Origin of the sequence: Catellatospora sichuanensis, assembly GCF_007483665.1 — a bacterium.
Taxonomy (GTDB): domain Bacteria; phylum Actinomycetota; class Actinomycetes; order Mycobacteriales; family Micromonosporaceae; genus Catellatospora; species Catellatospora sichuanensis.
In genome coordinates, this window is record NZ_VIQO01000038.1 from 1 (window position 1) to 26,638 (window position 26,638).

General features: G+C 71.1%; 30 protein-coding genes and 1 pseudogene. 5 read left to right on the forward strand and 26 right to left on the reverse strand.

Features of this window, described 5'->3' with window-relative positions:
* The 4 genes and pseudogenes from FLL47_RS37310 to FLL47_RS37325 all read right to left on the reverse strand — a co-directional run.
* Window positions 1-220 (reverse strand): annotated as a pseudogene (locus tag FLL47_RS37310) (carbohydrate ABC transporter substrate-binding protein); the annotation flags it as partial.
* 132 nt (window positions 221-352) lie between these two features.
* Window positions 353-2,566, reverse strand: coding sequence for an RICIN domain-containing protein (locus FLL47_RS37315; RefSeq protein ID WP_144127390.1), 2,214 nt, complete (start codon window positions 2,564-2,566; stop codon window positions 353-355).
* The gene (locus FLL47_RS37320) at window positions 2,563-4,461 is read right to left on the reverse strand and encodes a ricin-type beta-trefoil lectin domain protein (protein ID WP_281286773.1); all 1,899 of its coding nucleotides are present in this window, start codon (window positions 4,459-4,461) and stop codon (window positions 2,563-2,565) included. Before FLL47_RS37320 ends, FLL47_RS37315 begins: the two co-directional genes overlap by 4 nt.
* 382 nt (window positions 4,462-4,843) lie before the next feature.
* The gene (locus FLL47_RS37325; protein WP_144127392.1) at window positions 4,844-5,872 is read right to left on the reverse strand and encodes a LacI family DNA-binding transcriptional regulator; all 1,029 of its coding nucleotides are present in this window, start codon (window positions 5,870-5,872) and stop codon (window positions 4,844-4,846) included.
* A 344-nt stretch (window positions 5,873-6,216) separates the two neighbouring features.
* On the opposite strand from FLL47_RS37325, the gene FLL47_RS37330 reads away from it, so the two are divergent.
* Together FLL47_RS37330 and FLL47_RS37335 are read left to right on the forward strand one after the other, a co-directional pair.
* Window positions 6,217-6,951 (forward strand): DsbA family protein, encoded by a 735-nt coding sequence (locus FLL47_RS37330; RefSeq protein ID WP_246159181.1) that lies wholly within the window; start codon window positions 6,217-6,219, stop codon window positions 6,949-6,951.
* A gap of 2 nt (window positions 6,952-6,953) precedes the next feature.
* Window positions 6,954-7,619: a vitamin K epoxide reductase family protein gene (locus tag FLL47_RS37335; protein ID WP_144127393.1), complete on the forward strand. Its 666-nt coding sequence runs from the start codon at window positions 6,954-6,956 to the stop codon at window positions 7,617-7,619.
* Between the two features lie 172 nt (window positions 7,620-7,791).
* On the opposite strand, the gene hypE is transcribed toward FLL47_RS37335, so the two are convergent.
* Genes hypE through FLL47_RS37355 form a run of 4 tightly spaced genes read right to left on the reverse strand, consistent with a single transcriptional unit; the run spans window position 7,792 to window position 10,682 of the window.
* Entirely contained in the window at window positions 7,792-8,925 is a 1,134-nt protein-coding gene (gene hypE / locus FLL47_RS37340) for a hydrogenase expression/formation protein HypE (RefSeq protein WP_281286774.1), read from the reverse strand.
* Window positions 8,922-10,049 carry a hydrogenase formation protein HypD gene (gene hypD / locus FLL47_RS37345; protein WP_144127394.1) on the reverse strand — a complete coding sequence of 376 codons (1,128 nt, stop codon included), beginning with the start codon at window positions 10,047-10,049 and terminating at the stop codon, window positions 8,922-8,924. The genes hypE and hypD overlap by 4 nt, the downstream gene beginning before the upstream one ends.
* A gap of 11 nt (window positions 10,050-10,060) precedes the next feature.
* Complete coding sequence (locus tag FLL47_RS37350) at window positions 10,061-10,333, reverse strand: HypC/HybG/HupF family hydrogenase formation chaperone (RefSeq protein ID WP_144127395.1); 273 nt, start codon at window positions 10,331-10,333, stop codon at window positions 10,061-10,063.
* A 4-nt stretch (window positions 10,334-10,337) separates the two neighbouring features.
* Window positions 10,338-10,682 (reverse strand): hydrogenase maturation nickel metallochaperone HypA, encoded by a 345-nt coding sequence (locus FLL47_RS37355; protein WP_170212936.1) that lies wholly within the window; start codon window positions 10,680-10,682, stop codon window positions 10,338-10,340.
* 213 nt (window positions 10,683-10,895) lie between these two features.
* Here FLL47_RS37355 and FLL47_RS37360 point away from each other — a divergent pair, with 213 nt between their 5' ends.
* Window positions 10,896-11,375: a hypothetical protein gene (locus tag FLL47_RS37360; protein WP_144127396.1), complete on the forward strand. Its 480-nt coding sequence runs from the start codon at window positions 10,896-10,898 to the stop codon at window positions 11,373-11,375.
* Window positions 11,372-11,686 (forward strand): winged helix-turn-helix domain-containing protein, encoded by a 315-nt coding sequence (locus tag FLL47_RS37365; RefSeq protein ID WP_144127397.1) that lies wholly within the window; start codon window positions 11,372-11,374, stop codon window positions 11,684-11,686. The genes FLL47_RS37360 and FLL47_RS37365 overlap by 4 nt, the downstream gene beginning before the upstream one ends.
* A gap of 58 nt (window positions 11,687-11,744) precedes the next feature.
* Here FLL47_RS37365 and FLL47_RS37370 read toward each other — a convergent pair whose 3' ends face one another.
* The 12 genes from FLL47_RS37370 to FLL47_RS37420 all read right to left on the reverse strand — a co-directional run bounded on the left by FLL47_RS37370 (window position 11,745) and on the right by FLL47_RS37420 (window position 21,309).
* On the reverse strand, window positions 11,745-12,623 hold the full coding sequence (locus FLL47_RS37370; RefSeq protein ID WP_144127398.1) for an LLM class F420-dependent oxidoreductase: 879 nt from the start codon (window positions 12,621-12,623) through the stop codon (window positions 11,745-11,747).
* Window positions 12,624-12,652: 29 nt separating this feature from the next.
* Window positions 12,653-12,760 (reverse strand): DUF6893 family small protein, encoded by a 108-nt coding sequence (locus FLL47_RS45275; protein WP_425457805.1) that lies wholly within the window; start codon window positions 12,758-12,760, stop codon window positions 12,653-12,655.
* On the reverse strand, window positions 12,757-13,329 hold the full coding sequence (locus tag FLL47_RS37375; protein ID WP_144127399.1) for a hydrogenase maturation protease: 573 nt from the start codon (window positions 13,327-13,329) through the stop codon (window positions 12,757-12,759). Before FLL47_RS37375 ends, FLL47_RS45275 begins: the two co-directional genes overlap by 4 nt.
* Complete coding sequence (locus FLL47_RS37380) at window positions 13,326-14,894, reverse strand: hypothetical protein (RefSeq protein ID WP_222106381.1); 1,569 nt, start codon at window positions 14,892-14,894, stop codon at window positions 13,326-13,328. Before FLL47_RS37380 ends, FLL47_RS37375 begins: the two co-directional genes overlap by 4 nt.
* Window positions 14,876-15,562 (reverse strand): DUF6084 family protein, encoded by a 687-nt coding sequence (locus FLL47_RS37385; protein WP_144127401.1) that lies wholly within the window; start codon window positions 15,560-15,562, stop codon window positions 14,876-14,878. Before FLL47_RS37385 ends, FLL47_RS37380 begins: the two co-directional genes overlap by 19 nt.
* Window positions 15,555-16,223 carry a DUF5947 family protein gene (locus tag FLL47_RS37390; RefSeq protein WP_144127402.1) on the reverse strand — a complete coding sequence of 223 codons (669 nt, stop codon included), beginning with the start codon at window positions 16,221-16,223 and terminating at the stop codon, window positions 15,555-15,557. Before FLL47_RS37390 ends, FLL47_RS37385 begins: the two co-directional genes overlap by 8 nt.
* Entirely contained in the window at window positions 16,220-16,774 is a 555-nt protein-coding gene (locus FLL47_RS37395; protein ID WP_144127403.1) for a NifU family protein, read from the reverse strand. Before FLL47_RS37395 ends, FLL47_RS37390 begins: the two co-directional genes overlap by 4 nt.
* A 20-nt stretch (window positions 16,775-16,794) precedes the next feature.
* Window positions 16,795-18,567: a nickel-dependent hydrogenase large subunit gene (locus tag FLL47_RS37400; RefSeq protein ID WP_144127404.1), complete on the reverse strand. Its 1,773-nt coding sequence runs from the start codon at window positions 18,565-18,567 to the stop codon at window positions 16,795-16,797.
* A 70-nt stretch (window positions 18,568-18,637) separates the two neighbouring features.
* Window positions 18,638-19,693, reverse strand: coding sequence for an NADH-quinone oxidoreductase subunit B family protein (locus tag FLL47_RS37405; protein WP_144127405.1), 1,056 nt, complete (start codon window positions 19,691-19,693; stop codon window positions 18,638-18,640).
* Window positions 19,656-20,414 (reverse strand): D-sedoheptulose-7-phosphate isomerase, encoded by a 759-nt coding sequence (locus FLL47_RS37410; RefSeq protein ID WP_222106382.1) that lies wholly within the window; start codon window positions 20,412-20,414, stop codon window positions 19,656-19,658. The genes FLL47_RS37405 and FLL47_RS37410 overlap by 38 nt, the downstream gene beginning before the upstream one ends.
* A complete protein-coding gene (locus FLL47_RS37415; protein ID WP_144127406.1) occupies window positions 20,411-20,656 on the reverse strand; it encodes a HypC/HybG/HupF family hydrogenase formation chaperone in 246 nt (81 codons plus the stop codon). Before FLL47_RS37415 ends, FLL47_RS37410 begins: the two co-directional genes overlap by 4 nt.
* On the reverse strand, window positions 20,653-21,309 hold the full coding sequence (locus tag FLL47_RS37420) for a phosphoheptose isomerase family protein (RefSeq protein ID WP_144127407.1): 657 nt from the start codon (window positions 21,307-21,309) through the stop codon (window positions 20,653-20,655). Before FLL47_RS37420 ends, FLL47_RS37415 begins: the two co-directional genes overlap by 4 nt.
* Before the next feature lie 130 nt (window positions 21,310-21,439).
* Here FLL47_RS37420 and FLL47_RS37425 point away from each other — a divergent pair, with 130 nt between their 5' ends.
* Entirely contained in the window at window positions 21,440-22,192 is a 753-nt protein-coding gene (locus FLL47_RS37425; protein WP_144127408.1) for a SanA/YdcF family protein, read from the forward strand.
* Between the two features lie 106 nt (window positions 22,193-22,298).
* Here the strand turns inward: FLL47_RS37425 and FLL47_RS37430 are convergent, their stop codons facing one another.
* The 6 genes from FLL47_RS37430 to FLL47_RS37455 form a co-directional block, all read right to left on the reverse strand.
* Window positions 22,299-23,141, reverse strand: a complete 843-nt coding sequence (locus tag FLL47_RS37430; RefSeq protein ID WP_144127409.1) for an SDR family oxidoreductase — start codon at window positions 23,139-23,141, stop codon at window positions 22,299-22,301.
* 88 nt (window positions 23,142-23,229) lie between these two features.
* A complete protein-coding gene (locus FLL47_RS37435) occupies window positions 23,230-23,880 on the reverse strand; it encodes a phosphatase PAP2 family protein (RefSeq protein ID WP_186316143.1) in 651 nt (216 codons plus the stop codon).
* Between the two features lie 64 nt (window positions 23,881-23,944).
* A complete protein-coding gene (locus tag FLL47_RS37440; RefSeq protein ID WP_246159184.1) occupies window positions 23,945-24,580 on the reverse strand; it encodes a MerR family transcriptional regulator in 636 nt (211 codons plus the stop codon).
* A 207-nt stretch (window positions 24,581-24,787) separates the two neighbouring features.
* Complete coding sequence (locus tag FLL47_RS37445; RefSeq protein ID WP_144127411.1) at window positions 24,788-25,252, reverse strand: bifunctional nuclease family protein; 465 nt, start codon at window positions 25,250-25,252, stop codon at window positions 24,788-24,790.
* 137 nt (window positions 25,253-25,389) lie between these two features.
* Window positions 25,390-26,127 carry a transcriptional regulator FtsR gene (gene ftsR, locus FLL47_RS37450; protein WP_246159186.1) on the reverse strand — a complete coding sequence of 246 codons (738 nt, stop codon included), beginning with the start codon at window positions 26,125-26,127 and terminating at the stop codon, window positions 25,390-25,392.
* A complete protein-coding gene (locus FLL47_RS37455; protein ID WP_120315525.1) occupies window positions 26,124-26,564 on the reverse strand; it encodes an FHA domain-containing protein in 441 nt (146 codons plus the stop codon). The genes ftsR and FLL47_RS37455 overlap by 4 nt, the downstream gene beginning before the upstream one ends.
* Window positions 26,565-26,638 lie beyond the last annotated feature (74 nt).

A 26,638-nucleotide genomic window follows, 5' to 3' on the forward strand; every position in this document is an offset into this window, starting at 1 on the left:
CCACGATCTCCACATTCGGGTTCGCGGCCATGTACTCCTTGTACAAGTCCTTGTACCCGAACTCGCCGAACGTCGCGATCGTGAGCTTGACCTTCTCACCCGGCTTGCCCGGGTCGTCGCTGCCACCGCAGGCCGCGGTGCCGAGCACGAGCGTGGTCGCGAGCAGCGGGCCCGCGATCGCGAGGAGACGGCGACGGGCGCCGGGTGTTGCTGCACTCATGGACTTCCTCCAGAGCTGGGATATGTGAGTGGTGCTGATTTGCCTGTCATCGCAGATCCGCCCGGTTCCGGTGCGCCGCCGCCAGGGCGGCGCACCGGTCCGTCGGGGTTCCTCGGAAATTCGCCCTCGGCGCTACGGGCCGCTGACGAGGTTGACGACGTTGTTGCCGGAGTTGGCCGTCCCGCCGGTGTTGTTGATCACTCGGTTGATGGTTCCCGTGCCGCCGAGCGAGACGGTCACCATGTTGTGGAAGCGGGTGCCGGACGCGGGCACCTCGAACGCCCGCTCGGCCACCACGGCCGGGTTGACGTTGAAGAAGCAGTAGCTGCCCAGGCCCCACGCCTCGTGGCTGGTGACCGTGTTGGCCACCTTGTACGCCGCGTAGCCGCGGGTGGACCCGTTCATCCAGCCCGCCTGGTTCGGCGGGTCGTAGGGCATCTCGTTCTGGAAGAAGTAGGTCCGCCCGCCGTTGCCGTTCCAGATCACCTGGTACTTCTGGTAGTGCTCGACGAACAGCCCGTAGAACGTGATGTTGTTGCCGTTGACGACCAGCCCGGTGTCGGCGGTGTTGGTGTTCCACCCGACGCCGGAGCCGTGGTCGGCGCGCCAGATCCAGGTGTGGTCGCCGATCACGTGGTGGCTGTTGATGACCAGGCTGGTCGTGGCCTTGCCGACGGCCGCGCCGCCGATGCGGAAGAACACGTCGTGCAGCGAGGTCGGGTTGGCGGCGTGGTTCGCGCTGGAGCCGGCCGGGCCGACCTGCATGAGCGTGGCCGAGTTGGTGGTGCCGGCGTCGATCAGGATGCCGGCGAGCTTGACGCCGTCCACGTCGGCGACCGACATCGCCATGACCCCGTTGTCCGGGATGATGGTGGCCAGGCCCAGGCCCAGCACGACGGTGTCGGGCCGGGTGATCCGGATGGTGTCGTTGACGTGGTAGACCCCGGGCGTGAACAGCAGGTTCTGCCCGGCGGCCAGGGCCGCGTTGATGGAGGCCGCGGTCGCGCCGGCCTTCACGACGTGGAACTGGCTGATCGGCAGGGACGTCCCGGCGGGAGTGCCGTTCGCCCAGCTGGTGCCGGTGCTGTTGCTGCGCAGGCCGGGCACGAACACCTGGTACGCGCCCGCGCTGTCGACGTACAGGAACGGCTTCTCGCGCACCACCGGCGTCGCGCCGACGTTGGTGTAGGGCGGGCTCGGGAACGTGTTGCCCGGGGCGCCCTGCGTGCCGACGAACACCATGTTCCAGTTCGATCCTGCCCAGCTGCCGAACTGCGAGTTGCGCGAGATCCACTGCTGCTGGCTGCCCGAGTTGACCTGGCCGTCGATCTTCACGTCGGAGAACCAGCCGCCGCTGGCCCAGCCGCCGTCGTCGAGCAGCAGGTTGCCGCGCACGTGCATGCGCCGGTACGGCGCGGCCTGCGACACGGCCCAGCGGTCGGTGCCGCCGTTCGGGGTCACCGACAGGTTCTCCGCCCCGCGCCAGAAGTTCTGGGTCGCGTTGTTCGGCGGGAACCAGTCGGCCTCCACGTGCACCGACCCGTTGATGTTCACCGCGTCCGGCGAGAAGCCCAGACCCAGGACCTGGGTGTAGAAGCCGACGTTGACGTTGACGTTGTAGCTGCCCGGCTTGAACATCAGCGCATACCGCTGGGTGCCGAACTGGTTCGTCTCCTGGCCGCTGAACACGCTGTTGACCTGGGACTGGATGGTCGAGGCCGACATCGACGGGTCGAAGATGCGCACGTTCGGGCCGAGGTCGGGGTTGCCGGGGTTAGGCGGCACGGTGCTGGGCGAGGGCTGCGGCCCGCCGACCGGGTTGAGGAAGAATGACTGCGCTCCCGTTCCGTTGCAGGCGTACTGCACCAGCTGCACGCTGTCGGCGGTCGAGGCCGCCGGCACGTCCAGGCACTTGCCGCTGTGCCGGCTGACGAAGTGGTACGCCCCGTCGGCCTCCTGCACCGCCTGCCACTGCTGGTTGTTGCCGCCGCCGTAGAGCCACAGGTGGATCGCGGCGTTGTCGGCGGTCGAGACGTTGGAGACGTCCCAGACCTGGTTGACGGCCGGCGCGGTGCCGACCCGGAAGTAGCCTCCGCTGGTGGTGTCGAACCGCCACTGCTGGGCGGCGGTGCCGTTGCAGGCGTACTGCTGCACCGCGGTGCCGTTGGCGCTGGCCGCGCCGCGGGCGTCGACGCACTTGCCGTTGGCCTTGTTGACCACGGTGTACGTGGTCCCGGAGACCACCGCGGCCTGCGCCGTGGTGCTGCCGAGCACGACCACGGCAGCCGCGCCGAGCCCGGCGAGCAGCGACGCGGTCAGCGTCGTGACGAGCAGCCGCCGCCTCATGAGTACGTCCACTTCTGGTTCGCACCGGTGGTGCAGGACCAGATCTGCAGGCGGGCGCCGTCGGCGGAGCTGTTGTCCTTCACGTCCAGGCAGGTGCCGGAGAACTGGTTCACGAACTGCTGCGTGCTGCTGTTGTAGGTCCACTTCTGGGAGGTGCCGGTGTGGCAGTCCCACAGGTGGGTCAGCGTGCCGTTGGTCGCGCTCGGCCCGGCGATGTCCAGGCACTTGCCCAGCGAGCTCAGCCGGCCGCTGGAGTCGCGGGTCCAGGACTGCGCGCCGGTGCCGTTGCAGGTGTAGAGCTGGATCGCGGTGCCGTTGGCGGTGGCCGAACCGGCCACGTCGACGCACTTTCCGGCCAGGCCGGTGATCGGGCTGGTGCCGGTGCCGCCGCCACCGCCGCTGCCGGGGGTGCCGGTCCAGGTGAAGGTCGCGGTGGTACGCGCCGGCAGGGTGTACACGAAGGACTGGTTGCCCCAGTTGACCCGCACGGACTGCGCAGAGGTGCCGCCGTTGTGCGCGATCAGGGCCTTGGAGCCGTCCGGGTTCTTCCACGCGACGTTCTGGATGGTGCCGTTGGCCGTCGAGTCGATGCGGTACGCGCCCGGCTTGACGAACTTGGTCAGGTGACCGGTGGTGTAGTACTCGATGGTGTAGTCGACCTGGCCGGCCCGCGAGCCGCCCTCCTGCACGGTGATCAGGCCGGTGCAGGTGCCACAGCCGCCGTTGTGCGGGCCCATGTTCTGGTTGAGCGCCAGGCTCCACTTGACCAGGCTGCCGCTCCAGTTGCGGGCGTAGTTGACGATGTCGGCCATGTCCTCGTTGTGCTGGTTGCCGATCCAGGTGCCGCCGGAGTGTTCGGTGCTGAACTGCTTCACCGCCGGGTACTGGTTGTGCACCTGGGTGCCGACCGACGGGTCGCCGAAGTAGCCGTGCCAGGCGATGCCGCCGAACAGCGGGTCGTTGCGGATGCCCGTGTCGGCCAGCGTGCCCGCGCTCATGCTGGCGTAGTCGCCGTAGTTCCAGTCGTGGATGAGCACCTTGGTGGTGATGCCCGCGGCCCGGAACGCCGGGTACACGTGGTTCTTGGTGAACTCGGTCAGGCCGGAGGTGTTCCAGCTCATGCCCGGGTAGTTCATCGCGGTGGGGTTGCCCGACTGGCAGCAGTTGGGCTCGTTCTGCACCGAGATGTAGTTCACCGGCACACCGATGGCCTGGTAGCTCTGGATGTACTTGACCAGGTACTGGGCGTACATCGGGTAGTACTCGGCCTTGAGCCAGCCCATCTGGTCCATCCGGCCGTTGTCCTTCATCCAGCCCGGCGCGCTCCACGGCACGCCCTTGACCCGCAGGGCCGGGTTCAGGTTCTTGGCCTGCTGGGTGAGCAGCCGGACGTTGGTGTCGTAGCCGTTGCTGCCGAAGTCGTTGAGGTTGCAGCAGGTGTCGTCGAGCGAGACGTGGCCCGGCCGGGACAGGTCGGACGCGCCGATCGGGTTGCGCACGAACGACAGGCCGATGCCGTCGGTCGGCGAGAACAGCTTGCTCATCACCTGGTCGCGGGTGGCCGCGCTGATCGGCCCGCCGCGCAGCAGGTAGGCGGTGGTGTCGGTGATGGACGCGCCGCCGCCCTCGAACTGCTGGTAGGTGGTGCCCTCGTTGACGGTGATCGTGTGGTTGGCGCTGCCGCCGGCGGGGCCGAAGGCGATGTTGCCCTGCTGCTGCAGGCCGCGGGTGACCGTGCGGCCACCGGAGTCGGACGTGGTGGTGAGCCAGACGCTGACGCTCTCGCCGGCCGCGTAGGCCGAGGGGGCGATCACCGAGCCGGTCACCAGGAACGCGGTCGCCGCAGTGGCGGTGACCGCGATGGCGGTGGTCCAGCCTGACCGGGGACGGAACACGCGGGACCCTCCTTTCGACAACACCATGACGGGGCCATGGCAGGACGGGGACACGGGATTCACCGGGGCGCGCCGCGTGAGAGGTGGCGCGTCGCGACGAGTCGCGTGGGGGCGGTGGGGCCGGGCGGCGGTGGGGCTGCCGCCGGTCCGGCCCCGGGGCCGTTCTCGGTACACAGGACGATCGATGTAACCGATGTAACAGAATGATTGACGTCCTGTTGACAGCACTGAAACATAAGGCATTCAGGCCTGTCAAGGGTTAGGTATGTCCGAGAAAGACAGCAGGATCAGGCTCGATTTCGTTGTAACAAAATGGAACTGCCACTGCCTGCAGAGAAAAGGAAAGACAACTTCCTATAACGTTCGACGCGCGGCGTCCGCGTCAGCGGATCGGTGCGGTGGCGGTGGAGTCGCGGATGACCAGCTCGGTGCCGAGCGACACGTGCACCGCCTCCAGCGTGTGCCGGTCCAGCAGACGCATCAGCATGGTCACCGCCATCCGGCCCATCTCCTGCAGCGGCTGACGCACCGTGGTCAACATCGGCGTCGTCGCCCGGCTCACATCGATGTCGTCGAAACCCGCGATCGACAGGTCCTGCGGCACCCGCAGCCCGCGCTCGTGCGCCGCGGCCAGCGCGCCGACGGCCATCTTGTCGTTGAACGCCACCAGCGCCGTCGGCCGCGACGGCAGGTCCAGCAACTCGCCCGCCGCCCGGTAGCCGTTGTCGGTGTTCGGCTCGTTGACGTGCCGCACCAGCTCCGGCGTGGGCAGCACCCCGGCGTCGGCCAGCGGCGCGACGTAGCCGGCCATGCGGGCGTCGTTGGCCAGCCACTCCGGCGGGCCGCCGATGATGCCGACCCGGCGGTGGCCGAGCTCCACCAGGTGCGACATCAGCCGCCGCGCCCCGGCGAAGTGCGCCGCGGACACCGTCACGATGTCCTTCGGCGGCGGTGTCCGCGGGTCGATCACCACGAACGGGAATTGCTGGTCACGCAGCCGCACCAGGTCGTCGGGCGACTCGGGCGGCAGGATCAGGATCGCCCCGGCCACCTCCGGCCGGTCCCCCAGCGTCGGCAGCACCGCGGCCGTCTGCGCCGCCTCGCCCGCGTTGAGCAACATCTGCCGGCCGTGCAGTTCGATGGTCTCCGCGATCGAGCTGACGATCAGCCCGAAGTAGTCGGTGAGCACGTACGGGCAGCGCACGTAGACCGCGCCGGCGGCCGGGGGCAGCTCGCCGCGGCGCAGCGGGCCTTTGTCGCCGCGCCGGTGCACGGCCTGCAGGACCAGGTCACGCGTGTGCGGCGCGACGTTGGCCGCGCCGTTGAGCACCCGGGACACCGTCGCGATGGACAGGCCCGTCTCCGCCGCGATGTCGCGCACCGTGGCGCGCACGCCGACCGTCCTAGGCATGGGCGCACACGTTACCCGACACCCTGCGTGATGACCCGTGACCGAACACGCGGCCATCATGGCCGGACAGTCCGGCCACACGCCAGCCCCGCCCCACCGCCTCACGCCGCTGATCGTCCGACTTGCCAGGCAATCGGGCGTATGCACGCGCAAGATACGCACGTCTGCCGGGCAAGTCGGACGATCTTGTCACGTCGCGCAAGCGCGACACGGCACAGGTGATTCGCGGCGTTCTCCCAGGAATCGCCCAGGCGTCATGGATAGAGTCCCCAAACAAGCTGGGCCGCCCCCACCAGCGGTGATCTACGAATCCCCCCACATCATTCCTGTGGAAAGGTGACGCGATGCCCGCGACGACCCGCCCTGCCTCGCGGCGGCCGGAAAAGACCGGCGGCAAGGGGCGCAAGAACCTGAAGGCGCCGGCCCGCACCGGTATGAGCACCAACCTAAAGTTCACCCTCGGCGTGCTGGCGGCGGTCGTGCTGATCGTCGGCGGCGCGGTGTTCGTCGCCGTGAACGGCGCGGCCAAGCCCGAGACCGCCGCCGCCAACCTGGTGCGGGAGAACTCGCACAAGCTGTCCACGGCCGCCGACGGCAAGGTGACCATCGTGGAGTTCCTCGACTTCGAGTGCCCGTCCTGCGGTGCGGCGTATCCGGCCGTGGAGCAGCTGCGCAAGGACTACGCCGGGAAGATCACGTACGTGGTGCGGGAGTTCCCGCTCGACATGCACCCCAACGCGATGAACGCGGCCGCCGCCGCGGAGGCCGCCGCCAACCAGGGCAAGTTCGAGGCGATGTACAACAAGCTGTTCAGCACCCAGCAGGCCTGGGGCGGGCAGCAGACCGACCACGCCAAGACGTTCGACGGCTATGCCCAGGAGCTGGGGCTGGACATGACGAAGTATCGCGCGGACGTCGCGTCGCAACCGGTGCTCGACCGGATCGAGACCGACCGGACCGACGGCGCGGCCGCCGGGGCGCGGGGCACGCCGACGTTCTTCGTCAACGGGGTGCTGTTCGAGAAGCAGGCCACCTACGACAATCTGAAGGCCGCGGTCGACGCGGCGCTGGCAGGGTGAACATGACCACGATCGAGCAGCGCGGCGGGACCCACGCCGAGCAGAACAGCGTCGACGAGCACCTGACGCCGCGGCGGACCACCGTCGACCGGGCGATCGGCTGGATTCTCGCCGTCACCGGCGTGCTCGGCACGGCAGCGGCGTTCACGCTCGCCGTGGAGAAGATCCACCTGCTGACCGACCCGTCTTACACGCCCTCGTGCAGCATCAACCCGGTGCTGTCATGCGGCTCGGTGATGGTGACCGAGCAGGCGTCGGCGTTCGGCTTCCCGAATCCGCTGCTGGGGCTGGCCACGTTCCCGGTGGTGGTGACGCTGGGCGTGCTGGTGCTGGCCGGGGTGCGGCTGCCGCGCTGGGTGTGGCTGGGGCTGCAGGTCGGGGCGACGTTCGCGGTGGTGTTCGTGCACTGGCTGATGTTCCAGAGCCTGTACCGGATCGGCGCGCTGTGCCCGTACTGCATGGTGGTGTGGGTCGCGGTGGTGCTGCTGTTCTGGTACACGACGCTGTACAACCTGCACCACGGGCACCTGCGCGTGCCCGATCGGCTGCGTGGCGCGGTGGATCTCGCGGTCGACGTGCACGCGGTCGGGCCGGCGCTGTGGCTGCTGGTCACGGTGGTGCTGATCGCCCAGGCGTTCTGGAGCCAGTGGCAGATCATGCTGGCCTGATCCTCCCGGCCGCCGCGACTCCTCCCCGTCGCGCCGACCGGTTCCGGATGGAGATCGCCGTTTCGTGGCAGAACCTGGGATCGGGCCCAGGGTCCTGACACGAAACGGCGATCTTCCCGTTTTACAGGAGCTGTAGCCGGATCGCGGCCGGTGACCGGTCCGCGGGCGGGCGTCAGCAGATGCGGGGCAGTGGATCCCCGACGAGGAGGTCCATGATGCGGGTGCCGCCGAAGCGGGTACGCAGCAGGACCAGGTGGGCGGGGTCGTCGTCGACTCGGCCGATGATCGCCGCCTGCTCGCCCAGCGGGTGCCTGCGCAGCGCGGCCAGCGCGGCGTCGGCCGACTCCGGCGCGACCACCGCCACGAACCGCCCTTCGCAGGCGATGTAGAGCGGGTCGATGCCGAGCAGCTCAGCGGCCCCGCGAACACCGGGGCGGACCGGCACCGCCTCCTCGTCGACCACGATGCTCACCGAGGCCGCGCGGGCGATCTCGTTGAGGACCGTGGCGACCCCGCCGCGGGTCGCGTCGCGCATCGCGCGCACGCCGGCGCCGCACGCGTCGAGCAGCGCGGCCGTCGGCCCGTGCAGCGGCGCGGTGTCCGAGCGCAGGTCGACCTCCAGGTCCAGGTCGCCACGGGCGATCAGGACGGTCATCCCGTGGTCGCCGACCGGCCCGGACACCAGCACGACGTCCCCGGGCCGGGCCTTGTCGACGCCGAGTTCGTGGTCGCGCTCGCGCAGGCCGACCCCGGCGGTGGTGATGTAGCAGCCGTCGGCCTGGCCGCGCTGCACGACCTTGGTGTCCCCGCAGACGATGCGCACGTCGGCGGCGCGCGCGGCGGCCGCCATCGAGGTGACGATGCGGGTCAGGTCGGCGACCGGGAAACCCTCTTCCAGGATGAACCCGGCCGACAGGAACAGCGGGCGCGCGCCGGAGACCGCCAGGTCGTTGACGGTGCCGTTGACGGCCAGCTCGCCGATGTCGCCGCCAGGGAAGAACAGCGGCGACACCACGTACGAGTCGGTGGTGAAGGACAGCCGGGTGCCCGCGACGGTCAGCGCCGCCGCGTCGTCGAGCACGGCGAGCTGCGGGTTGTGGAACGCCTCCAGGAACACCGCCTCGACCAGGCTCTGCGTGGCCTTGCCGCCGGCGCCGTGCGCCATGGTCAGCCGCTCCTCGCGGACCCGGGCGCGAGCCCGGCGGGCGCGCGCGACCCGGTCCATGACGGCCTGCTCGCTGACGCCCGCGGCGGCCGCCGCGCCCGCCTCGGTGACCGGGCCGGAGAGCGTGACGTCGCCGCTCACCGGGGCGTCACCTGCAGCAGCCGCTGGCGGCGGAACCGGCCGAAGTTGTAGTACGCCGCGCAGGCGCCCTCGGGCGACACCATGCAGGTGCCGATCGGGGTCTCCGGCGTGCAGGCGGTGCCGAACACCTTGCACTCCCACGGCTTGAGCACGCCCTTGAGCACCTCGCCGCACTGGCAGGACTGCGGGTCGGCGACGCGTACGCCGGGCACGTCGAAGCGCCGCTCGGCGTCGAAGTCGGCGTACGCCTCGCTCAGCCGGAGTGCGCTGTGGGAGATGAAGCCCAGGCCCCGCCACTCGAAGAACGGGCGCAGTTCGAGCACGTCGCCGAGCACCTTCAGCGCGGTCGGATTGCCGTCCCAGGGCACCACCCGGCTGTACTGGTTCTCGATCTCGCACCGGCCGTCGGCGAGCTGGGCCAGCAGCATGTCGATCGAGTGCAGGATGTCCAGCGGCTCGAACCCGGCGACCACCAGCGGCTTGGCGTACTGCTCCGCGATGAACCGGTACGGCTCGCAGCCGATCACCGTGGACACGTGCCCGGGGCCGAGGAAGCCGTCGAGGCGCTGGTCGGGCGAGTCCAGGATGGCCTTGATCGCCGGGAGGATGGTCACGTGGTTGCAGAAGACGGAGAAGTTGGCCAGCCCCTCCGCCTTGGCCCGCAGCACCGTGACGGCGGTGGACGGCGCGGTCGTCTCGAAGCCGATGGCCATGAACACGACCTGGCGGTCCGGATGCTGCCGGGCGATCTTCAGCGCGTCGAGTGGCGAGTACACCATGCGGATGTCGGCCCCGGCCGCCTTGGCGTCCAGGAACGACCCGTCGCCGCCGGGCACCCGCATCATGTCGCCGAACGAGGTCAGGATGACCTCGGGGCGCTTGGCGATGGCGATCGCGTCGTCGACGCGGCCCATCGGGATGACGCAGACCGGGCAGCCCGGCCCGTGCACCAGCTCGACCTGCTCGGGCAGGTAGTCCTCCAGGCCGTGCTGGTAGATGGTGTGCGTGTGCCCGCCGCACACCTCCATGAACTTGTACGTGCGGCCCGGTTCGCACCGGGCGGCGATCCGGGCCGCCAGTGCTCGGGCCTGTTCGGCGTCGCGGAACTCGTCCACAAAACGCATCGTCGCCTCGCTCAGTCGATGGTGGAGCTTCGCAGGGCGGTCAGCTCGTCGGCGTACGCGTCCCCGAGGCTCTTCAGGAAGTCCATCGCGGCCGTCGCCTCGGCCTCGTCGATCTTGGATAGCGCGAAGCCGACGTGGATCAGCACCCAGTCGCCTTCGGTGATCTCACCGGGCTCGAACAGCCCGATGTTGATGGCGCGTCGCACGCCGCTGACGTCGACCTGCGCCAGGTCCGGCCGGTCGGTCATGATCTCGACGACCTCGCCGGGAATGCCCAGGCACATACGCTCAGGCCCGCAGGTCGACGAGGTGGAGTTCCTCAAGGATGAGGTCGTCGCCGCCGGTGACCACCACGTCCGCGCTGCCGCAGAACGCGCATACGGGCAGCATGTCCATGGACTGTTCGGCCCGCCCGCAGGCCGAGCACGACACGTGCGCCGGCACGGCGACCATGTCGATCTCCGCGCCGTCGGCGGTGGTGCCGGTGGCGACGAGCGCGAAGCCCTGCTTGAGGGCCGGCTCGGCGACGCCGTGGCGCACCCCGATGCGCACCTTGACCCGGTTGACCTGCCTGCCTTCGGCCCGCTGCGTCACCGCGCCGAGGATGCTCTCGCAAAGTCCGATTTCGTGCATTTTATCTCCTTTGTCCCGCATACCCAACGCCGGTCGCCCCGCCGGGGAAACGACACCCGCTCCGCCACGCGCTCGGACCTGCCGCGGCCACTCACGACGAGCCGCGGCTCGATCCCTCAGACGACGATGTGCCAACTCTCGGGAAAGTACTTTCCCAATGGGAAACAGCGATGTACTTTCCTAGTAGGAAAATACTTTCCGAAGGAGGCCATCATGGCGGAGCAGATCCGTCCCGACGAGGCGGCGCAGGCGCTGGCTCGGATACGGGAGCAGCAGGAACAGGTCATCGACGCGCTGTCCATCCCCGACTGGTACTGGTGGCTGCTGGGCGGCCTCACCCTCGTGTTGACCGCGGCCGTGGAGTCCGGGAACCCCACCACGATCGGGGTCGGCGCGACGGTGTTCGTCCTCGGGCTGTTCGCCGGAACCGGGTGGGTGGTCCGCGGATCGCTGCGGGTCAAGGTGAGCAACGCCCTGCTGGGCGCACGCGGGATCGGGCTCATCCTCGGCTTCGTCGCACTCACCGTCGCGGTCTCGCTGGGGCTGGCGTTCAGCCTGCAGGCGGCGGGAATCGGCTACCCGGCGACCTGGGGCACCCTGGCCAGCGCCGTCCTGCTGATCGTCGGCGGCCCGCTGCTCACCCGGGCACTGCGGCGCGGCATGCTCGACCGGCGTGCCCGCGGGTCGCGATGACCGTCGCCCGGTTCGACGAACTGATCCACGCCCCGACCCGGCTGGCCATCGTCGCCCTGCTCGCGGCGTCGGAATGGGCCGAGTTCAAGTTCATCCGCGACCACGCAGGACTGTCGGACTCGGCGCTGTCCAAGCAGCTCACGACACTGGAAGAGGCCGGCTACGTCGAGATCCGCAAGGGCTTCGTCGGCAAACGGCCGCGCACCTCGGCGGCGCTGACCCCGGCCGGGCGGATCGCCTTCGCCCAGCACGTGGCCGCCCTGGAGCAGATCGTGGCGCGCGCCGGCGCGACGATCCTGCCCAACGGCTGACCTGCTCGTTCCCGAGCGTGCACCCCGTCCGCGCGGGCGGGGTGCACGTCCGCGCGGGTCAGCCCTCGAGGGGAAGCGCGGCGGCCAGGCGCCGCCACTGCTCACGCGGCAGGCCGGGCTCGGCGGTCACCACCTGCACCGCCAGGTGGTCGGCACCCGCGTCCAGGTAGGCGGCGGCGCGACGGGCGATGGCCGTCTCATCGCCCATCGCGAACACCGCGTCGAGCAACCGGTCGCTGCCGCCCTCGCGGAGGTCGTCCTCCGTGAAGCCCAACCGCAGCAGGTTGTTGGTGTAGTTGGGCAACTGGAGGTAGAGGGCCAGATGACCGCGGGCCGCCGCACGGGCCCGGTCGAGATCGGTGTCGAGCACCGCCTTGAACTCGGGCGCGAGCACGGCGTCCGCACCGAGGATCCGCCGGGCCAGGGCGGTGTGCTCCGGCGTCACCAGATAGGGATGCGCGCCCGCAGCCCGGTCACGGGCCAGTGCCAGCATCCGCGGGCCGAGCGCCGCCAGCACCCGGTCCCGCACCGGCACCGGTTCGGCGGCGGAGTCCAGCGCGGACAGGTACTCCGTCATCGCGGTGTACGGGTGCGCGTAGTGCGCGGCGAGCCGACTGTGGCTCACCCCGAGTCCCAGCACGAAGCGGCCGGGGAAGTCGCGCTCGAGTTCGGCCCGCTGTGCGGCGACCTCGGCGGCCCCGTGCTGCCAGATGCTGAGGATTCCGGTGGCGACCGTCATCCGCGCGGTCGCCTGCAGCACGGGCCGCGCGTACGTGACCGGTGGGCCTCCGCCCAGCCAGAGCGTGCCGTAGCCCAGATCGTCCAGTTCGGCTGCCGCGTCGGCGAATTCGCCGGTCAGCGCCTCACCGCCGGACTGCGCCTCGGTCCACGCCGAACTCCAGACGCCTATCCGGCCCCATCGATCGTGCCGCGACACGGCACCTCCTCACCTGAAACGCCGCCGGATCACATACTGCGGATCTTGAGATACCGCTTCACGTCCGGGAACGTACGCACCAGCACCGCCGCCACACCGGCCAGCACCAGCCCCGTCACCATCTTCTTCAGCGTCATACCGGTACTCCTGTCTCTCGATCCTCTTCAGCCGGCGTGGCGAGCAGCCCCGCCGGCAACGGCAACGTGCCGGTCAGCGCGGCCGGTCCCAAGTCCCACAACTGCCGCACCAGCGCCACCGCGGGCGCCACGGCGGCCTCGACCGGCGGGCTCAGCCCCATCCGCTCGCTCAGGTCGGCCGGCTCGCAGCCGACCAGCAGCACCCGCCCGGGGGCACTGCCACAGCTGTCCAGCAGGTCCAGCACCCGTTGCGGCTGCATACCGTGCGGGTCGACCAGCACCGGGCCGTCGTCGGCACGCCCGGCCGCCCGGTCGGCCGCGCTGATCTCCAGCAGCCGCACCGTGCCCGGCGCATCACCCCGGCAGTCGACGTCGATCAGGACGGTCGCGTCGTAGCCGGCCATCAGGTCGTACGCCAGATGGACGCCGCGGATGCCGTAGTCGGCCACCCGCAGCCAGGTCGGGCACGGCCCGGCCAGCAGGCGCGACGCCACCGCGACGCCGAACCCGTCGTCGCCGAGGAAGATGTTGCCCAGCCCGGCGACCAGCACCCTGCGCCGTGCGCTCATGCCCGCTCCTCGCTCGTCACCGGTACGGCCCCGGCGGCCGCCGTCGTTCGCTCACTCGCGGACACCACCGTGACCTCCTCGGGGGCGAAGTAGCGAAACCGGCCCTGCAGGATCTGCAGGTCGGCGGCCGGGTCGTCGTCGAGCGTCACGGCGAGGTGCGTCGAGCCGTCCACGTCGAGCAGCACCGCCTGCACGGTCGCGACCCGGTCGACCAGGAACATGTCCTGCGCGTCGCTGCGGCGACCACCCGGGTGCAGGCGCACCCGGCTCCCCCGCCCGACCGGGGTCCCGTCGATGACCACGGTGTCGGTCGACGGGTCGACGGAGCCGTCCGCGCCCGGGTCCCACCACGGCCGGTCGGTGCCGAACACGTCGGCCTCCTCGGCCGCGGGCACCGGGCGCAGCTGCCGGATCGCGCCGTGCAGCCGCTCGAACACCTCCGGCGGCATCGTCTCGGCCCGGCCCAGCAGCGCGCCGCCGCGCGGGTCGGTCGCCCGGACCTGGCGCTTCTCCTCGTCGGTGAGGGTGAGCGTACGCAGCACCAGCAGCTCGTCGATCTCCAACGCGTCGAACATGTCGCCGGGGCTCTCCGGCGCGACCACCGGGTGGTCGTACAGGATCACCGGCGCGGACAGCATCACCTCGCGGCTGCCCTCGGGGCCGAGCAGCACCGGCCAGGTGCGGATGTTGCGGCACTCCTGTACGGCCGTCTTCGCCCACTCCGGCGGGTCGAGCAGCGAGACGAAGTTGCCTGCCGTCAGCACGAACACGCTGTGCGCCGCGATCAGCGAGTAGCGCAGCGCCTCCGGCCGCTCCAGCCCGCGGAACGGCGGCCCGACCTCGGCCACGGATCCGGCCTCGGCACCGCCGTCCACCTGCGCCGCCGCGGCGGAGGCGTGCAGAAAGCGCCCTTCCTCCACGGATGGCGACGTGCAGAGCTGCTGCTCGTCTCGCTGACGTGAGCCGACAGTGCCCTTCCGCGCGATGGTGTGGTTGGTGACGGTGGCGGTGAGGCGGATGAGGCCGTAGGGGCCGGGGAGGAGTTCGGCGTGCAGGCGCAGCTCGCCGTGGAGGGGGTGGCGTTCGCGGCGGAGGCGGACGGACGGGGTGAGGTGTTCGGTGGCGATGGCGCCGGGGATGTCGAAGGAGGAGATGTGGTCGGGGCTGCCGACGAGGTCGGCAGGGGTGAGGACGAGATCGACGGACTGCTCGACGGTCTCGTCGAAGGGGAGGTGGACAGTGCCGTCGACCTCGGCGGAGGGCACCGGGTGCCAGCCGTCGCCGGAGTCCGTCTCGACGGTGCGCGACTGGGCCTGGAGGAAGCGCAGCCGCCAGTGCAGGCGGGCGCCGGGGCGCGGCTCGGCCAGCAGCTGGGTCTGGCACCAGGTGTACTCGCCGAGGGCGTCGTTCGCGTAGGCCGGCGGCACCAGCACGCCGAACTGCCAGCGCAGCTGATTCTTGGCGGCGGAGGCGCGATACGGGTAGAGCAGGTAACCCTCGTAGAGCACCGCGTCGGCGACCGCGCGGGCCTGCTCGAACGCTTGGCTCAGTGCGGTGTCGGGCACAGGCCGTCCTCCTTCGACGGGTCGTCCTCGGCCGCGGACTGCGCCGCGAGCAGGGATGTCAGCACTTCGTCGGCCGTCGGCACGGCGTGGCGGGCCTGGTGGCGCAGCAGCGCGTCGACGGTGTCACGGCGCAGCCGCAGCCACGCCGTGTCCGGGAAGTACAGGTCCATCAGCTCGCGCCAGACGGCCACCGGCAGCGCGTATGCCGCCTCCCGGTCCCATGGCACCCGCCCGACCTGTACCCCGGAACCGCCCGCCGGGGCCTCGAACAGCGTGCCGCTGAACAGGAACGTCATCGGGACGGTGCCCTCGGCGAGCGCGTGCAGATACTTGCCCAGCCCGGGTTCCAGGTCGTACGTGCAGGGCACCATCAGGTCGAACTCGGTGGCACCGGTGAAGCCGGGCACGGTCACACCGACGGTGGCGAAGTGCAGCGCCTGCATGCTGGTCGCCCAGCGCGCGGGCGTGCCGAACACGTAGTCCAGGCCCTGCGCCTCGGTGTCGGAGTAGGTCCGGGCGCGCGGGTCGATGCGCAGCTGGCAGCTGAGCACCAGCGCATGCACGCGTACCCCCTCCGGAGCGGTGATGCGCAGCCGGAAGCGCAGCGTCGGCCCGGCGGCCCACGGCAGCGCCTGCGCGTCCACGCAGGCGAACGACAGCTCAGCCATGTCCGGCCCCCACCGGCACCCCGGCGTTCTCGCGCACCTGCGCCAGCCAGCCTTCGATCGCCGCCCACGCCTCCGGGCCGCCGTCGAAGCCGCGCCAGTGCCTGCGCACCAGCCCGACCAGGCGGTAGCAGACGTCGACCGGCACCACGTACGCCTCCGGGCCGTCCGGTCCACGGTGCAGCAGCAGTGCCAGCACGTCGGCCGGCAGCTGCGCCGTGTACGGGTGCCGGGCCAGCACCTTCGCCCACACCTCGGGCGGCAGCTGCGACTCGGTCGCCCCGGCCGGGCTCGGGTAGAGCGCCACCGGCTGCCCGAGGGCGCTGTTGACGAACACGAACGTCAGGCGCACCGGCACGTCCAGCGCCGCCCAGTCCAGGTCGGACAGCGGGAAATCCGGCAGCGGCACGTGTTCGCGCGGCACCGCCGCGAAGCGGCGCACTCCCGCCTCCTCCCGCGCGACGGGCCCCGGCGGCGGGTCCGCGGGCACGAACAGCAGGTAGCAAGGTCGGCAGGCGCACGGCAGCGACCTGCTCGACAGGTCCACCAGATGGTCGTGGTCGGCCGGGATCGCGGCCGCGCACAGCTCACAGCGCTCCGGCGCCGCCTGCCCGGTGGCAGGCGGCGCGGACGCGGTCAGATACCGCCGCAGACCGGCGGTCATACGGGCGCGCCGGTAGGCGCTTTCGGCCGCAGCCCGATCTGCAGCAGCTTCGGCTCGGGCGGGGCCTCCTCCAGCACCACTTCGACGATCTCCGGCGCGGCCTGCTGCACCAGCCGGGACACGGTGTCGCTCACCGGCTCGGTGCTGCTGCCGCAGCCGCTGCCGCAGCCGCCCCCCGCGGTCGCGATGCGCGCGGTGCCCGCGGCGTCGATGTCGACCAGGGTGAACTCGCGGCCGAGCCGCCGGCGGGCCCGGTCCAGCGCGACCAGCACCCGCTCCTCGATCGGGACCGGGTGCAGGCCGTACAGCGCCAGCAGCCCGCCGACCAGCTCGTCCTCGGCCAGCACGCGCAGCTCCTCGGTGACGCCGGGCACGGTGACCAGGCCGTCGAGCAGCCGGGCCAGCCCTGCCTCATTGAGGTGCAGCAGCTCGCGGACCACTCCGTCGGCGGCGGCGCGGGCGGCCGGACCACCCGCGCTCTCCACCTCCCCGAGCAGCCCTTCGACGCGTATGCCGACGGTGTGCGGGTCCAATACCAGAACTCGGTCCATGTGCTGGTCTCCCATGGGGATCACGCCGCACCGGACGCGAAGGCGTGCGGGGTGTGCAGCTTCTTGAGCACCGAGCCGTTGCCGGTGTACATGTGCACACCGCAGGGCAGGCACGGGTCGAAGCTGCGCACCGCGCGCATGATGTCGATGCCCTTGAAGTTCTCCTGCGAGTTCTCCTCGAAGATCGGCGTGTTCTGCACCGCGTCCTCGTACGGGCCGGGTGTGCCGAAGCGGTCGCGCACGCTGCCGTTCCACGGCGTCGGCGGGTACGGGTGGTAGTTGGCGATCTTCCCGTCGCGGATGACCATGTGGTGCGAGAGCACGCCGCGCACCGCCTCGGTGAAGCCGACGCTGTTGGCGTCCTTGGGCACCTTGAACGGCTCCCAGGTCTGGGTGCGCCCGGCCCGCACCTCACCCAGCGCCTTCTCGCAGGCGTGCAGCGCGACCGCGGCCGCGTACGCCTGGAAGTAGGTGCGGGCGCGGTTGCGTTCCAGCGCGTTGCTCCACTTCGGGATCTTCCACTCGAAGGTGGCCGCGGGCTTGGTCAGCGTCTTCGGCAGGTTGATCACGACGCTGTGGCCGGTCGCCTTGACGTAGCCGATGTCGACCAGGCCGCTCAGCGCGGTGGACCACAGCCGGGCGATGGGGCCGCCGCCGGTGTCCAGGGCCAGGTGGTCGCTGCCGTCGAACCAGCGCGGCGACATGACCCACGAGTACGCCCCGTCGAAGTCGCGTTTCTGCGGCCGGGGCAGGGTGTGCTGGTTCCACGGGTGGCGCACGTCGACCGGGTTGCCCAGCGGGTCGTTCTTGACGAAGACCTCCTGGCCCTGCCAGTCGTCGTAGTAGGAGCTGCCGAGCAGGATGCGGATGCCGAGGTTGATGTCGACCAGGTCGTTCGTGATCAGTTTGCCGTCGACGATGACGCCCGGCGTCACGAACATCTTCTTGCCCCACTCGCTCATCCGCCCGTAGGAGAAGTCGCAATGGTCCGGGTCGTTGAACGCGCCCCAGCAGCCCAGCAGCACCCGCCGCCGGCCGACCTCCTCGTAGCCGGGCAGCGCGTCGTAGAAGAAGTCGAACAGGTCGTCGTGCATGGGCACGACCCGCTTCATGAACTCGACGTAGCGCATGAGCCGGGACAGGTAGTCGGTGAACAGCTGCACCGTGGCGACCGTGCCGACGCCGCCCGGATACAGCGTGGACGGGTGCACGTGCCTGCCCTCCATCAGGCAGAACATCTCCCGGGTGGACCGGCTGACCTGCAGCGCCTCGCGGTAGAACGCGCCCTCCAGCGGGTTCAGCGAGCTCATGATCTCGGCGATGGTCTTGTACCCGTGCTGCTCGGCGTGCGGCGCGGGCGTGTTCTTGGCCTTCTCCCACACGCTCGGGTTGGTCTCGCGGACCATGCGCTCGCAGTAGTCGACCCCGACCAGGTTCTCCTGGAAGATGTTGTGGTCGAACATGAACTCGGCGGCCTCGCCGAGGTTGACGATCCACTCGCCCAGGTGCGGCGGCTGCACGCCGTACGCCATGTTCTGGTTGTAGATCGAGCAGGTGGCGTGGTTGTCCCCGCAGATGCCGCAGATCCGGCTGGTGATGAAGTGGGCGTCGCGCGGGTCCTTGCCCTTCATGAAGATGCTGTACCCGCGGAACACCGACGAGGTGCTGTAGCACTCGACGACCCGCTTCGCCTTCCAGTCGATCTTTGTGTAGATGCCGAGGCTGCCGACGATCCGGGTGATCGGATCCCACGACATCTCGACAAGGCCCTCCGCGGCCGCCTGCGTCGCCATGCTCGTTGTCACGCCTTTCTGGTCAGGCTGTGTCACGGGTCGCCCGCCGGTGCGGGCTCCCTGCCGCTGGTCAGCGGTGGTAGCCGGTGGTGAGTTCGGTGCCGCGGTGGCGCCACTTGGGCTCCTTGTCCACGGTCTTGCCGGTGATGTTGCGCAGGCGGCGGATCATCGCGCCGTACACGCCGCTGCCGGCCGAGGAGACGGTCGCGCCGGGCGGCTCGTCCATGAACGGCATGAACTTGTCCGGGAAACCCGGCATGGTGCAGCCGATGCAGATGCCGCCCACGTTCGGGCAGCCGCCGATGCCGTTCATCCAGCCGCGTTTGGGCACGTTGCACTTGACGACCGGACCCCAGCAGCCGATCTTCACAATGCACTCCGGCGTGCCGTAGTGCGTGGCGAACTGGCCCTGCTCGTAGTACCCGCCCCGGTCGCAGCCCTCGTGCACGGTCATCCCGAACAGCCACTGCGGGCGCAGCTTGTCGTCCAGCGGGATCATCGGCGCCTGCCCGGCCGCCTGATAGAGCAGGTAGGTGATGGTCTCGGCGAGGTTGTCCGGCTGGATCGGGCAGCCCGGCACGCACACGATCGGGATGCCCGCGCTCGAGCGCCAGTCCCAGCCCAGGTAGTCGGGCACGCCCATGGCCCCGGTCGGGTTGCCCGACATGGCGTGGATGCCGCCGTACGTGGCACAGGTGCCCACCGCGAGCACCGCGAGGGCCTTGGGCGCGAGCCGGTCCAGCCACTCGCTGGTCGTGATCGGCTGCCCGGTGGCCGGGTCGGTGCCGAAGGCGGCCCAGTAGCCCTCTTCCTTGATGGACTCGTTCGGAATCGATCCCTCGACGACCAGCACGAACGGTTCGAGCTCTCCCCGGTCGGCTTTGTGGAACCAGGCCATGAAGTCGTCCGCGCCGCCCTCCGGCCCGCACTCGAAGTCGATCAGAGGCCAGTGCACCGCGATCTTCGGCAGGCCCGGCAGCGCGCCGAGCGCGATCTCCTCGATGCTGGGCTGGGTCGCGGCGGTCAGCGCGACCGAGTCGCCGTCGCAGCTGAGCCCGGCGTTGATCCAGAGAATGTGGATCGGCTGCTCATCGGTCTGCGCAGGCTGCGCCTGTGTTGCGGTCATCTGCGAACACCCCCTGTGCCGCCCGCGGGCGGCTGTCCGCGCCGACCACCCCCAGCTCCGCCACGGTCAGCTCCCACAGCACGTGGCAGGCGGTGGTCTGCGCTTCCTGGATGCGGTGCACCGACGGCGACCGCACGACGAAAAGGTGGTCGACGGCGCCCGGCTCGGCCAGCCGTCCCCCGCCGCCGCCGCTGAACCCGACCGTGACCATCCCGCAGCGGCGCGCCCGGTCGAACGCGGCGACCAGGTTCGGCGAGTTCCCGCTGGTGGAGAAGCCCACGGCGACGTCACCGGGCCGGGCGTGCGCGGCCACCTGGCGGGCGAACACCGCCTCCACACCGACGTCGTTGGCCAGCGCGCTGAGCACGGCCACATCGGCGCTGAGCGCGTACGCCGCAAGCGGAGGCGCGCCGTAGCCGTCCGGCGGGGCCGCGAACAGGTCGGCGCAGGCCTGGGCGTCGGTCGCGCTGCCGCCGTTGCCGAACGCGAACAGCCGCCCGCCGGTGTCCAGCGCGACGGCCAACTCCCGCGCGCAGGCCGCCAGCGCCTCGCCCTGCTCGGTGAGCACCTGGGCGCGCAGCAACGCGGCCTCGCGCAGCTTGCCCTTGGTGGAGACGACCAGCTCCGCCGTGAACGCGTCCACGGTCGCCGCCGGCTGCGCGTACAGGAACGGGTACAGGGCGCCCAGGTGCGCCGGGGCGGCCCGGCCGGCAGTGCTCACCCGGCCACCTCCGGCAGCACCCGGATGGCCTCGCCCGCGTGTACCAGCACCGTGTCGCCGACCCGCGGGTCCACCAGCGCGACACTGATCTCCTCGGGCCCGGCGCCCGCGTCGGCCAGCGCCAGCCCATCGGCCAGCAGCATCACCACGGTCGCCGGGACCGCGGTGTCCGAGCAGGTCACACAGGACTCGCCGGCCCGTTCGCCCACGGCCCGCAGCTCCGCCGGAATGGCATGCCTCATGGCGTGGACCCGTCCGGGCCGTGTTCGAGCAGCGCGTGGGTCAGTTCCCAGAGCAGGTGGTATGCCGAGACCTGCAGCTCGCGCAGCACGAGCGGATCGTCGGCGGGCAGGCTGAGCAGGTGATCCACCGGCGGCCCGGCCCAGAACCGCCCGGCGAGCGCCACCGTGAGCAGCCCGCGCTCGCCCGCCGCGGCCAGTGCTGCGGCGACCGGCCGCTTCTCGTCCTGCAGTTTCGGGGAAACTGCGCCTTCGGCCGGTCGGTTGAGCGCAGTTTCCCCGAAACTGCAGGACGCGCCGGTCGGCGTGCCGCGCAGCGGCTCACCGTTGCGTCTGGCGGGGGGCGGCGCATCGCAGACGGCCAGGGCGAGGTCGCCCGGCGCGGCGTGGCGCAGGCGGAACGCGGCGCGGTCCGCGCCGTGGGCGATCGCGGGCAGGGCGCGCTTGCCGACGATCACCGGGTGCACGAACTCGACCGCGATGTGGTGGGCGTCGGCGTCGTCGTGGCCGAACGCGTGCAGCACACCGCCCGCCCGGAACCGCCGGGCCATCGCCGCGGCCGCTGCCACCAGGTCCGGAGCAGACCCGGCAAGGTCCGCACCGGGCCGCTCGCGCCGCTGCGCGAGCGCCGTGGTGAGCACCGCGGCCGCGGTCATACCTGCCCCCCGTGGCTAGGTTCCGTCCTGACTCACCATAGCGGCCTTATCACCACAAGAGCCGCGAATCGCCCTAGCCTCCCCAGGTGCGGGTGGCGCGGCGTGGCGGGGGTACGCGATGATGCCGCGCATGACGTCCGACCAGGAGCAACCCGAGTCCGCACCGGAGGACGCCGCGGCGGAGCCCGGTCCGGCCGACGCCCGGACTCCCGCGCGCGGTCGCCGGCGCTGGTGGCGGGTCACCCGCCGCGTCGTGCTGCTGAGCGTGCTCGCCGTCCTGCTGGCGCTCGTGGGCAGCATCGGCTGGGTGCGGTGGCAGGCCTCCGGGCACGTGTACGCGATCGAGGACGTACCCGAGGCTCCGGTCGCCCTGGTGCTCGGCGCGCAGGTGCACGACAACGGCTCACCCTCGGGCTTCCTGGCGGCGCGCCTGGACATCGCGCGCCGCCTCTACGAGTCCGGCAAGGTGCGCGCGGTGCTGGTCTCCGGCGACCACGGCCAGTGGACCTACGACGAGCCCGACGCGATGCGCCAGTGGCTGATCGACCGCGGCGTGCCCGACCGCAAGGTGGTCGCCGACCACGCCGGGTTCGACACGTACGACTCCTGCCAGCGGGCCGTCCGGGTGTTCGGGGTGCGGCAGCTCATCGTGATCACGCAGAGCTACCACATCGACCGGGCCGTGGCGCTGTGCCGGGACGCGGGCATCGACGCGACCGGAGTCGGCGACGACACCGCCCGCCGCTTCGGCTCCTTCTGGACCAAGGCGGTCGTCCGCGAGCAGGGTGCCTGCGTCAAGGCCATGCTGGACGTGGTCACCGGCCGCGACCCGGTGTTCCTGGGCCGCCACGAGACCAGTGTCGAGGACGCGTTACGCGACTGACCCGGCCGATGAACGCCGGCGCAGGCCGCGCGACGGACCGGCGGCCGGTCACCGCGCGGGACGATCCGTCCGCGCCGTGGCGGCGGCGCGGACGGGCACGTCCGGCTCAGCGGTCTCCGGCGGAAGCCGCCACGTGCAGGCGGGCGGCGGTGACGTCCTCGAACTCCTTGGTGCGGGCGGCCAGCGCCATGGTGAGGAACTGCCCGGCGTCCGCCCCGATCGGCAGCCGCAGCGGCGGCTCGGCGAGCCCGGCCAGGCGGTGCACCGCCTCGGCGAACAGCTCCGGCGGGTTGAGCTCCGGGTTGCCGTGCATGGCCCGCAGCCCGGCGATCATCGGGCCCTCGACCGGCTCGTAGGCGTCCACGCGCCGCCCCGGCAGGGCCGCGGACGTGCCGTACGGGGTGCTGAAGCCGCCGGGCTGCACGATGGTGACCTTCACCCCCAGGTGCGCGGACTCCTGCGCCAGCGACTCGGCCAGGCCCTCCAGCGCGAACTTGCTGGCGGTGTACGCCGCGAGCCCGGGGAACGGCACCGCGCCGGCGACCGAGGAGACGAACACCGCGTGCCCGCCGCCCTGCGCCCGCCACAGCGGCAGCACGAGGCGGGCCAGCCGCCACGGCCCGTAGACGTTGGTGGCGAACTGCGCCTCCAGCTCGCCGTCGGAGACCTCCTCCACCGCGCCGCACTGGCCGTATCCGGCGTTGTTGACGAGCACGTCGACACCGCCGAAGCGCTCGGCCGCGGTGGCCACCGCAGCCGCGCAGGCGACCGGGTCGAGCACGTCCAGGGGCTGCGCCACCACCGTGTCCGGGTGCCGGTCGGCCAGCTCGGCCAGCGTCTCGGGACGGCGGGCCGTGGCCACCACCCGCTCGCCCGCCTGCGCCAACCGCTCCACCAGCGCCCGGCCCAGCCCGGTCGAGCATCCCGTCACCAGCCAGCGTCGTGCCATCAGTGCCACCCCTCGCGTTCTTCCGGCCCCCTGCGGGCCGTTCGGGTGACCAGACTGGCAGCGGATATACATGAGCGGCAATGTAAAATTACGGACGGGAGTGATTGCGCCACGCTGCGTGAGTCACGATCGTGAGCGGCACGCCGACCAGCGCGACCAGCCACCCGCCGAGCACATCGGAGGGCCAGTGCACCACCAGCGCCACCCGGCTCGCCCCCACCAGCACCGCCCAGCCGCCGACCACCGCCACCAGCGCGATCCGCTGCCGCCGCGTCGACAGCCGCGGCCAGACCAGCACGAGCAGCAGCAACGCCGCGGTCGCGAAGTGGCTGGTGTGTCCGGACGGGTAGGACCAACCGGCCGCCCAGGACAGCATCTCGTCAGGCCGGTGGCGGGCCACCAGTGCGTGCACGGTGAGTCGCAGCGCCGCGCTGGCCGCCACCGCCGCACACACGAAGCCCAGGTGGGCGAGCAGTCTGCGGCGCAGCAGGAACCCGAGCGTGAATGCCAGCACCGACAGCAGCACCACGGTGTCACCGGTGCGGGTGACCGCGGCCATCACCGCCCGCCACATCGGATACTCCAGCGCCAGCCGGTGGGCGGCCGCGCTGACGACGGCGTCCTGCTCCACCAGCGGGCGCCAGGTGACTTCGACCGCGACGGTCAGCAGGGCGTACGCCGCCACCGCGGCAGCCGCCGTCCACAGCCAACGACGGCGAGCGTCCCTCTGCACGAGCATGGGTGCTTTCATACCGCCCGGCGGTGACGCCGGTCACACGGGGGTCCCCCGGTGGGCCGCGACCTCAGCCCGCCCGGCGCCGAGCCCGGCGCGCGGCCAGCTCGTCGGTGACACCCAGCGGCAGCACGGCCGGCGCGAACGGGGTGACCGTCGCCTCCTCGACCTCGGTGCCCCGCTCCGCGGGCAGGTGCGACAGTGAGCCCTGGATCTCCTTGAACGCGCCGCCGATGGCTATGCCGAACACGCCCTGCCCGCCCTGCAGCAGGTCCACGACCTCCTCGGGCGAGCGGCAGTCGTAGACCGAGGTGCCGTCGGAGATGAGGGTGATGGTGGCCAGGTCGTCGGCGTCGTACGCCCGCAGCGTCTCGATCGCGCGCCGGATGTTCTGCAGCGACACCCCGGCGTCCAGCAGTCGTTTGACCACCTTCAGCACGACCAGGTCGCGGAACGAGTAGAGCCGCTGGGTGCCCGAACCGGACGCGTCCCGGATGCTCGGCACCACCAGCGCGGTGCGGGCCCAGTAGTCGAGCTGCCGGTAGCTGATGCCCACCGCGTGGCAGGCCGTCACGCCCCGATAACCGAGCGAACCGCCCTGCACGTCCGAGTCGGCATCCTCCGCCACGCCGCCGCGCAACGCGGCCGCACCACCGGGACGACCTGGGTCACTGCCAGGCGACTGCGGATCGTGGAGCTGGTTCATCGCTCCTCCTCGCTGCGCTCGTCGTCGCTATGAGGCAGGAATGACTTGATTCGCTCGCTGCGCTCGCTCATTCGACTACCTCCCGCCGAGTGTCGACCTGGCCAGCCTATAGCGGATGGCGCCGACCGGTGGGGAGGCAACGCTGCGACACGCCACATTCGAGTCCCGGAGCGTCACTTTCCGGTGACCCGCTCGTTAACGGGCCGCCTAACTGGCGAAGTCCTCCGGGCGGACCTGCTCCAGGAACTCGCGGAACTTCTCGACCTCGTCCTCCTGCTCGTCCGGGATGATGATCCCGGCCTCGTCGAGCACCCGCTCCGCGCAGCGCACGGGGGCGCCCACCCGCAGCGCCAGAGCGATCGCATCGCTGGGCCGCGCGGACACCCGCACCGAATCGCCGATGAGCAGATCGGCGTAGAAGATGCTGTCCTTCAGCTCGACGATCTCCACGGCCTTCAGCGGCGCCGACAGCGCCTGCAGCAGGTCCCGGAGAAGATCATGGGTGAGCGGCCGGGCCGGCTTGACGCCCTGTTGCTCGTAGGCGATCGCCGTCGCCTCGACCGCGCCGATCCAGATCGGCAGGTAGCGGTCCCCCTCCACCTCACGCAGCAGGACGATCGGCTGGTTGGTGGGCAGTTCGACCCTTACCCCGATCACGCTCAGCTCGCGCACCGTCTCGCCTCCGTCGCGTCTGCCTGGGGCCGGTGTCAGACCAGCCCGCCTCGCGGCGAACCGTGCGACACTGCCTCTCAGCCTCTTCTACTGCACGCTACACGCCTACGCGCACCCTCGGCTCGTACGACCGCCGGTCAGCCGCCGAGCGCGTCGTTGAGCCCGGAACGCAGCAACGCCACATGCAGGCGCTGCGACAACACGGTCAGCTCGCGCATCGTCTCGGCCGCCCGCGCGCGGGCCGTGGGGTCCTGCTGGCGCATCAGCGGGGCCACCAGCTGGGCGTAGAGCCCGGCCTCCCGGTCCGCCGCGACCCGGTACGCCCGCAGGTGCCGGGGCTCGACGCCGTACTCGGCGAGCTGTCCCGCCACCTCGGCGACCGCCAGCGCGTCGCCGTCGAACCACTCCCCCGCCCGGGCCGCGACCAGCCCGTGCCGCTCCAGGTCGGCCAGCAGCGCCTCGGTGATCCCGGCGCGGTGGCACAGCTCCTGGCGGCGCAGCCGCTCGTCGACGGGCTCCGCCACGGCCTCGGGCCGGTGGTCGTCGCCGACCGCGACCAGGGTCGGGCGCGCCTGGGTCAGGTGAGCGCCTTCGGACAACTGCTCGCGGATGACGCGCAGGGGCAGATACTGGTCACGCTGCGCGGCAAGGATGAAGCGCAGCCGCGCCACATCGTCGCGGCTGTATTTGCGGTAGCCGGACGACGTCCGCTGCGGCTCCACCAGACCCTCCGTCTCGAGGAATCGCAGCTTCGAGATGGTGATGTCCGGAAAGTCGGAGCGCAGCAGCCCGAGCACCTCGCCGATGCTCATCAGCGCCTGTGCCCGCGCCGCCCCGCCCCCGCCGCCGGCCGACGCCGGCACCGCTGCTGTCATGCCTCCTCGGCGCGCGGGCCGGCCACGTAAAGCAGGCGGAACTTGCCGACCTGCACCTCGTCGCCGTTGTTGAGCGTGGCCGACTCGACCCGCTCCCGGTTGACGTACGTGCCGTTGAGGCTGCCCACGTCGCGCACGGTGAACGTGGAGCCGTCCCGGTGGAACTCGGCGTGCCGGCGCGAGACCGTCACGTCGTCGAGGAAGATGTCGCTGTCGGGGTGACGGCCACTGGTCGTCACATCGTGGTCGAGCAGGAAGCGGGCGCCCGCGTTCGGGCCACGACGCACCACCAGCAGGGCCATGCCCGGCGGCAGCTGTCCCGAGACCCGCCCCGGGACTACGTCAGACTCCGGCCCTTCCAGCGCCTCTTCCAAGGAGCCGAGGTGCAGGGTCGACGTGACGTCGAGCTGGGGGAACTCGTCGTCTGGTCGCGTCATCGGACCACCTCACGGTCATATCGGCCACGTATCCGTGGAACTGCTATGGGCACCGGGTAGGGCGTTACTCGACG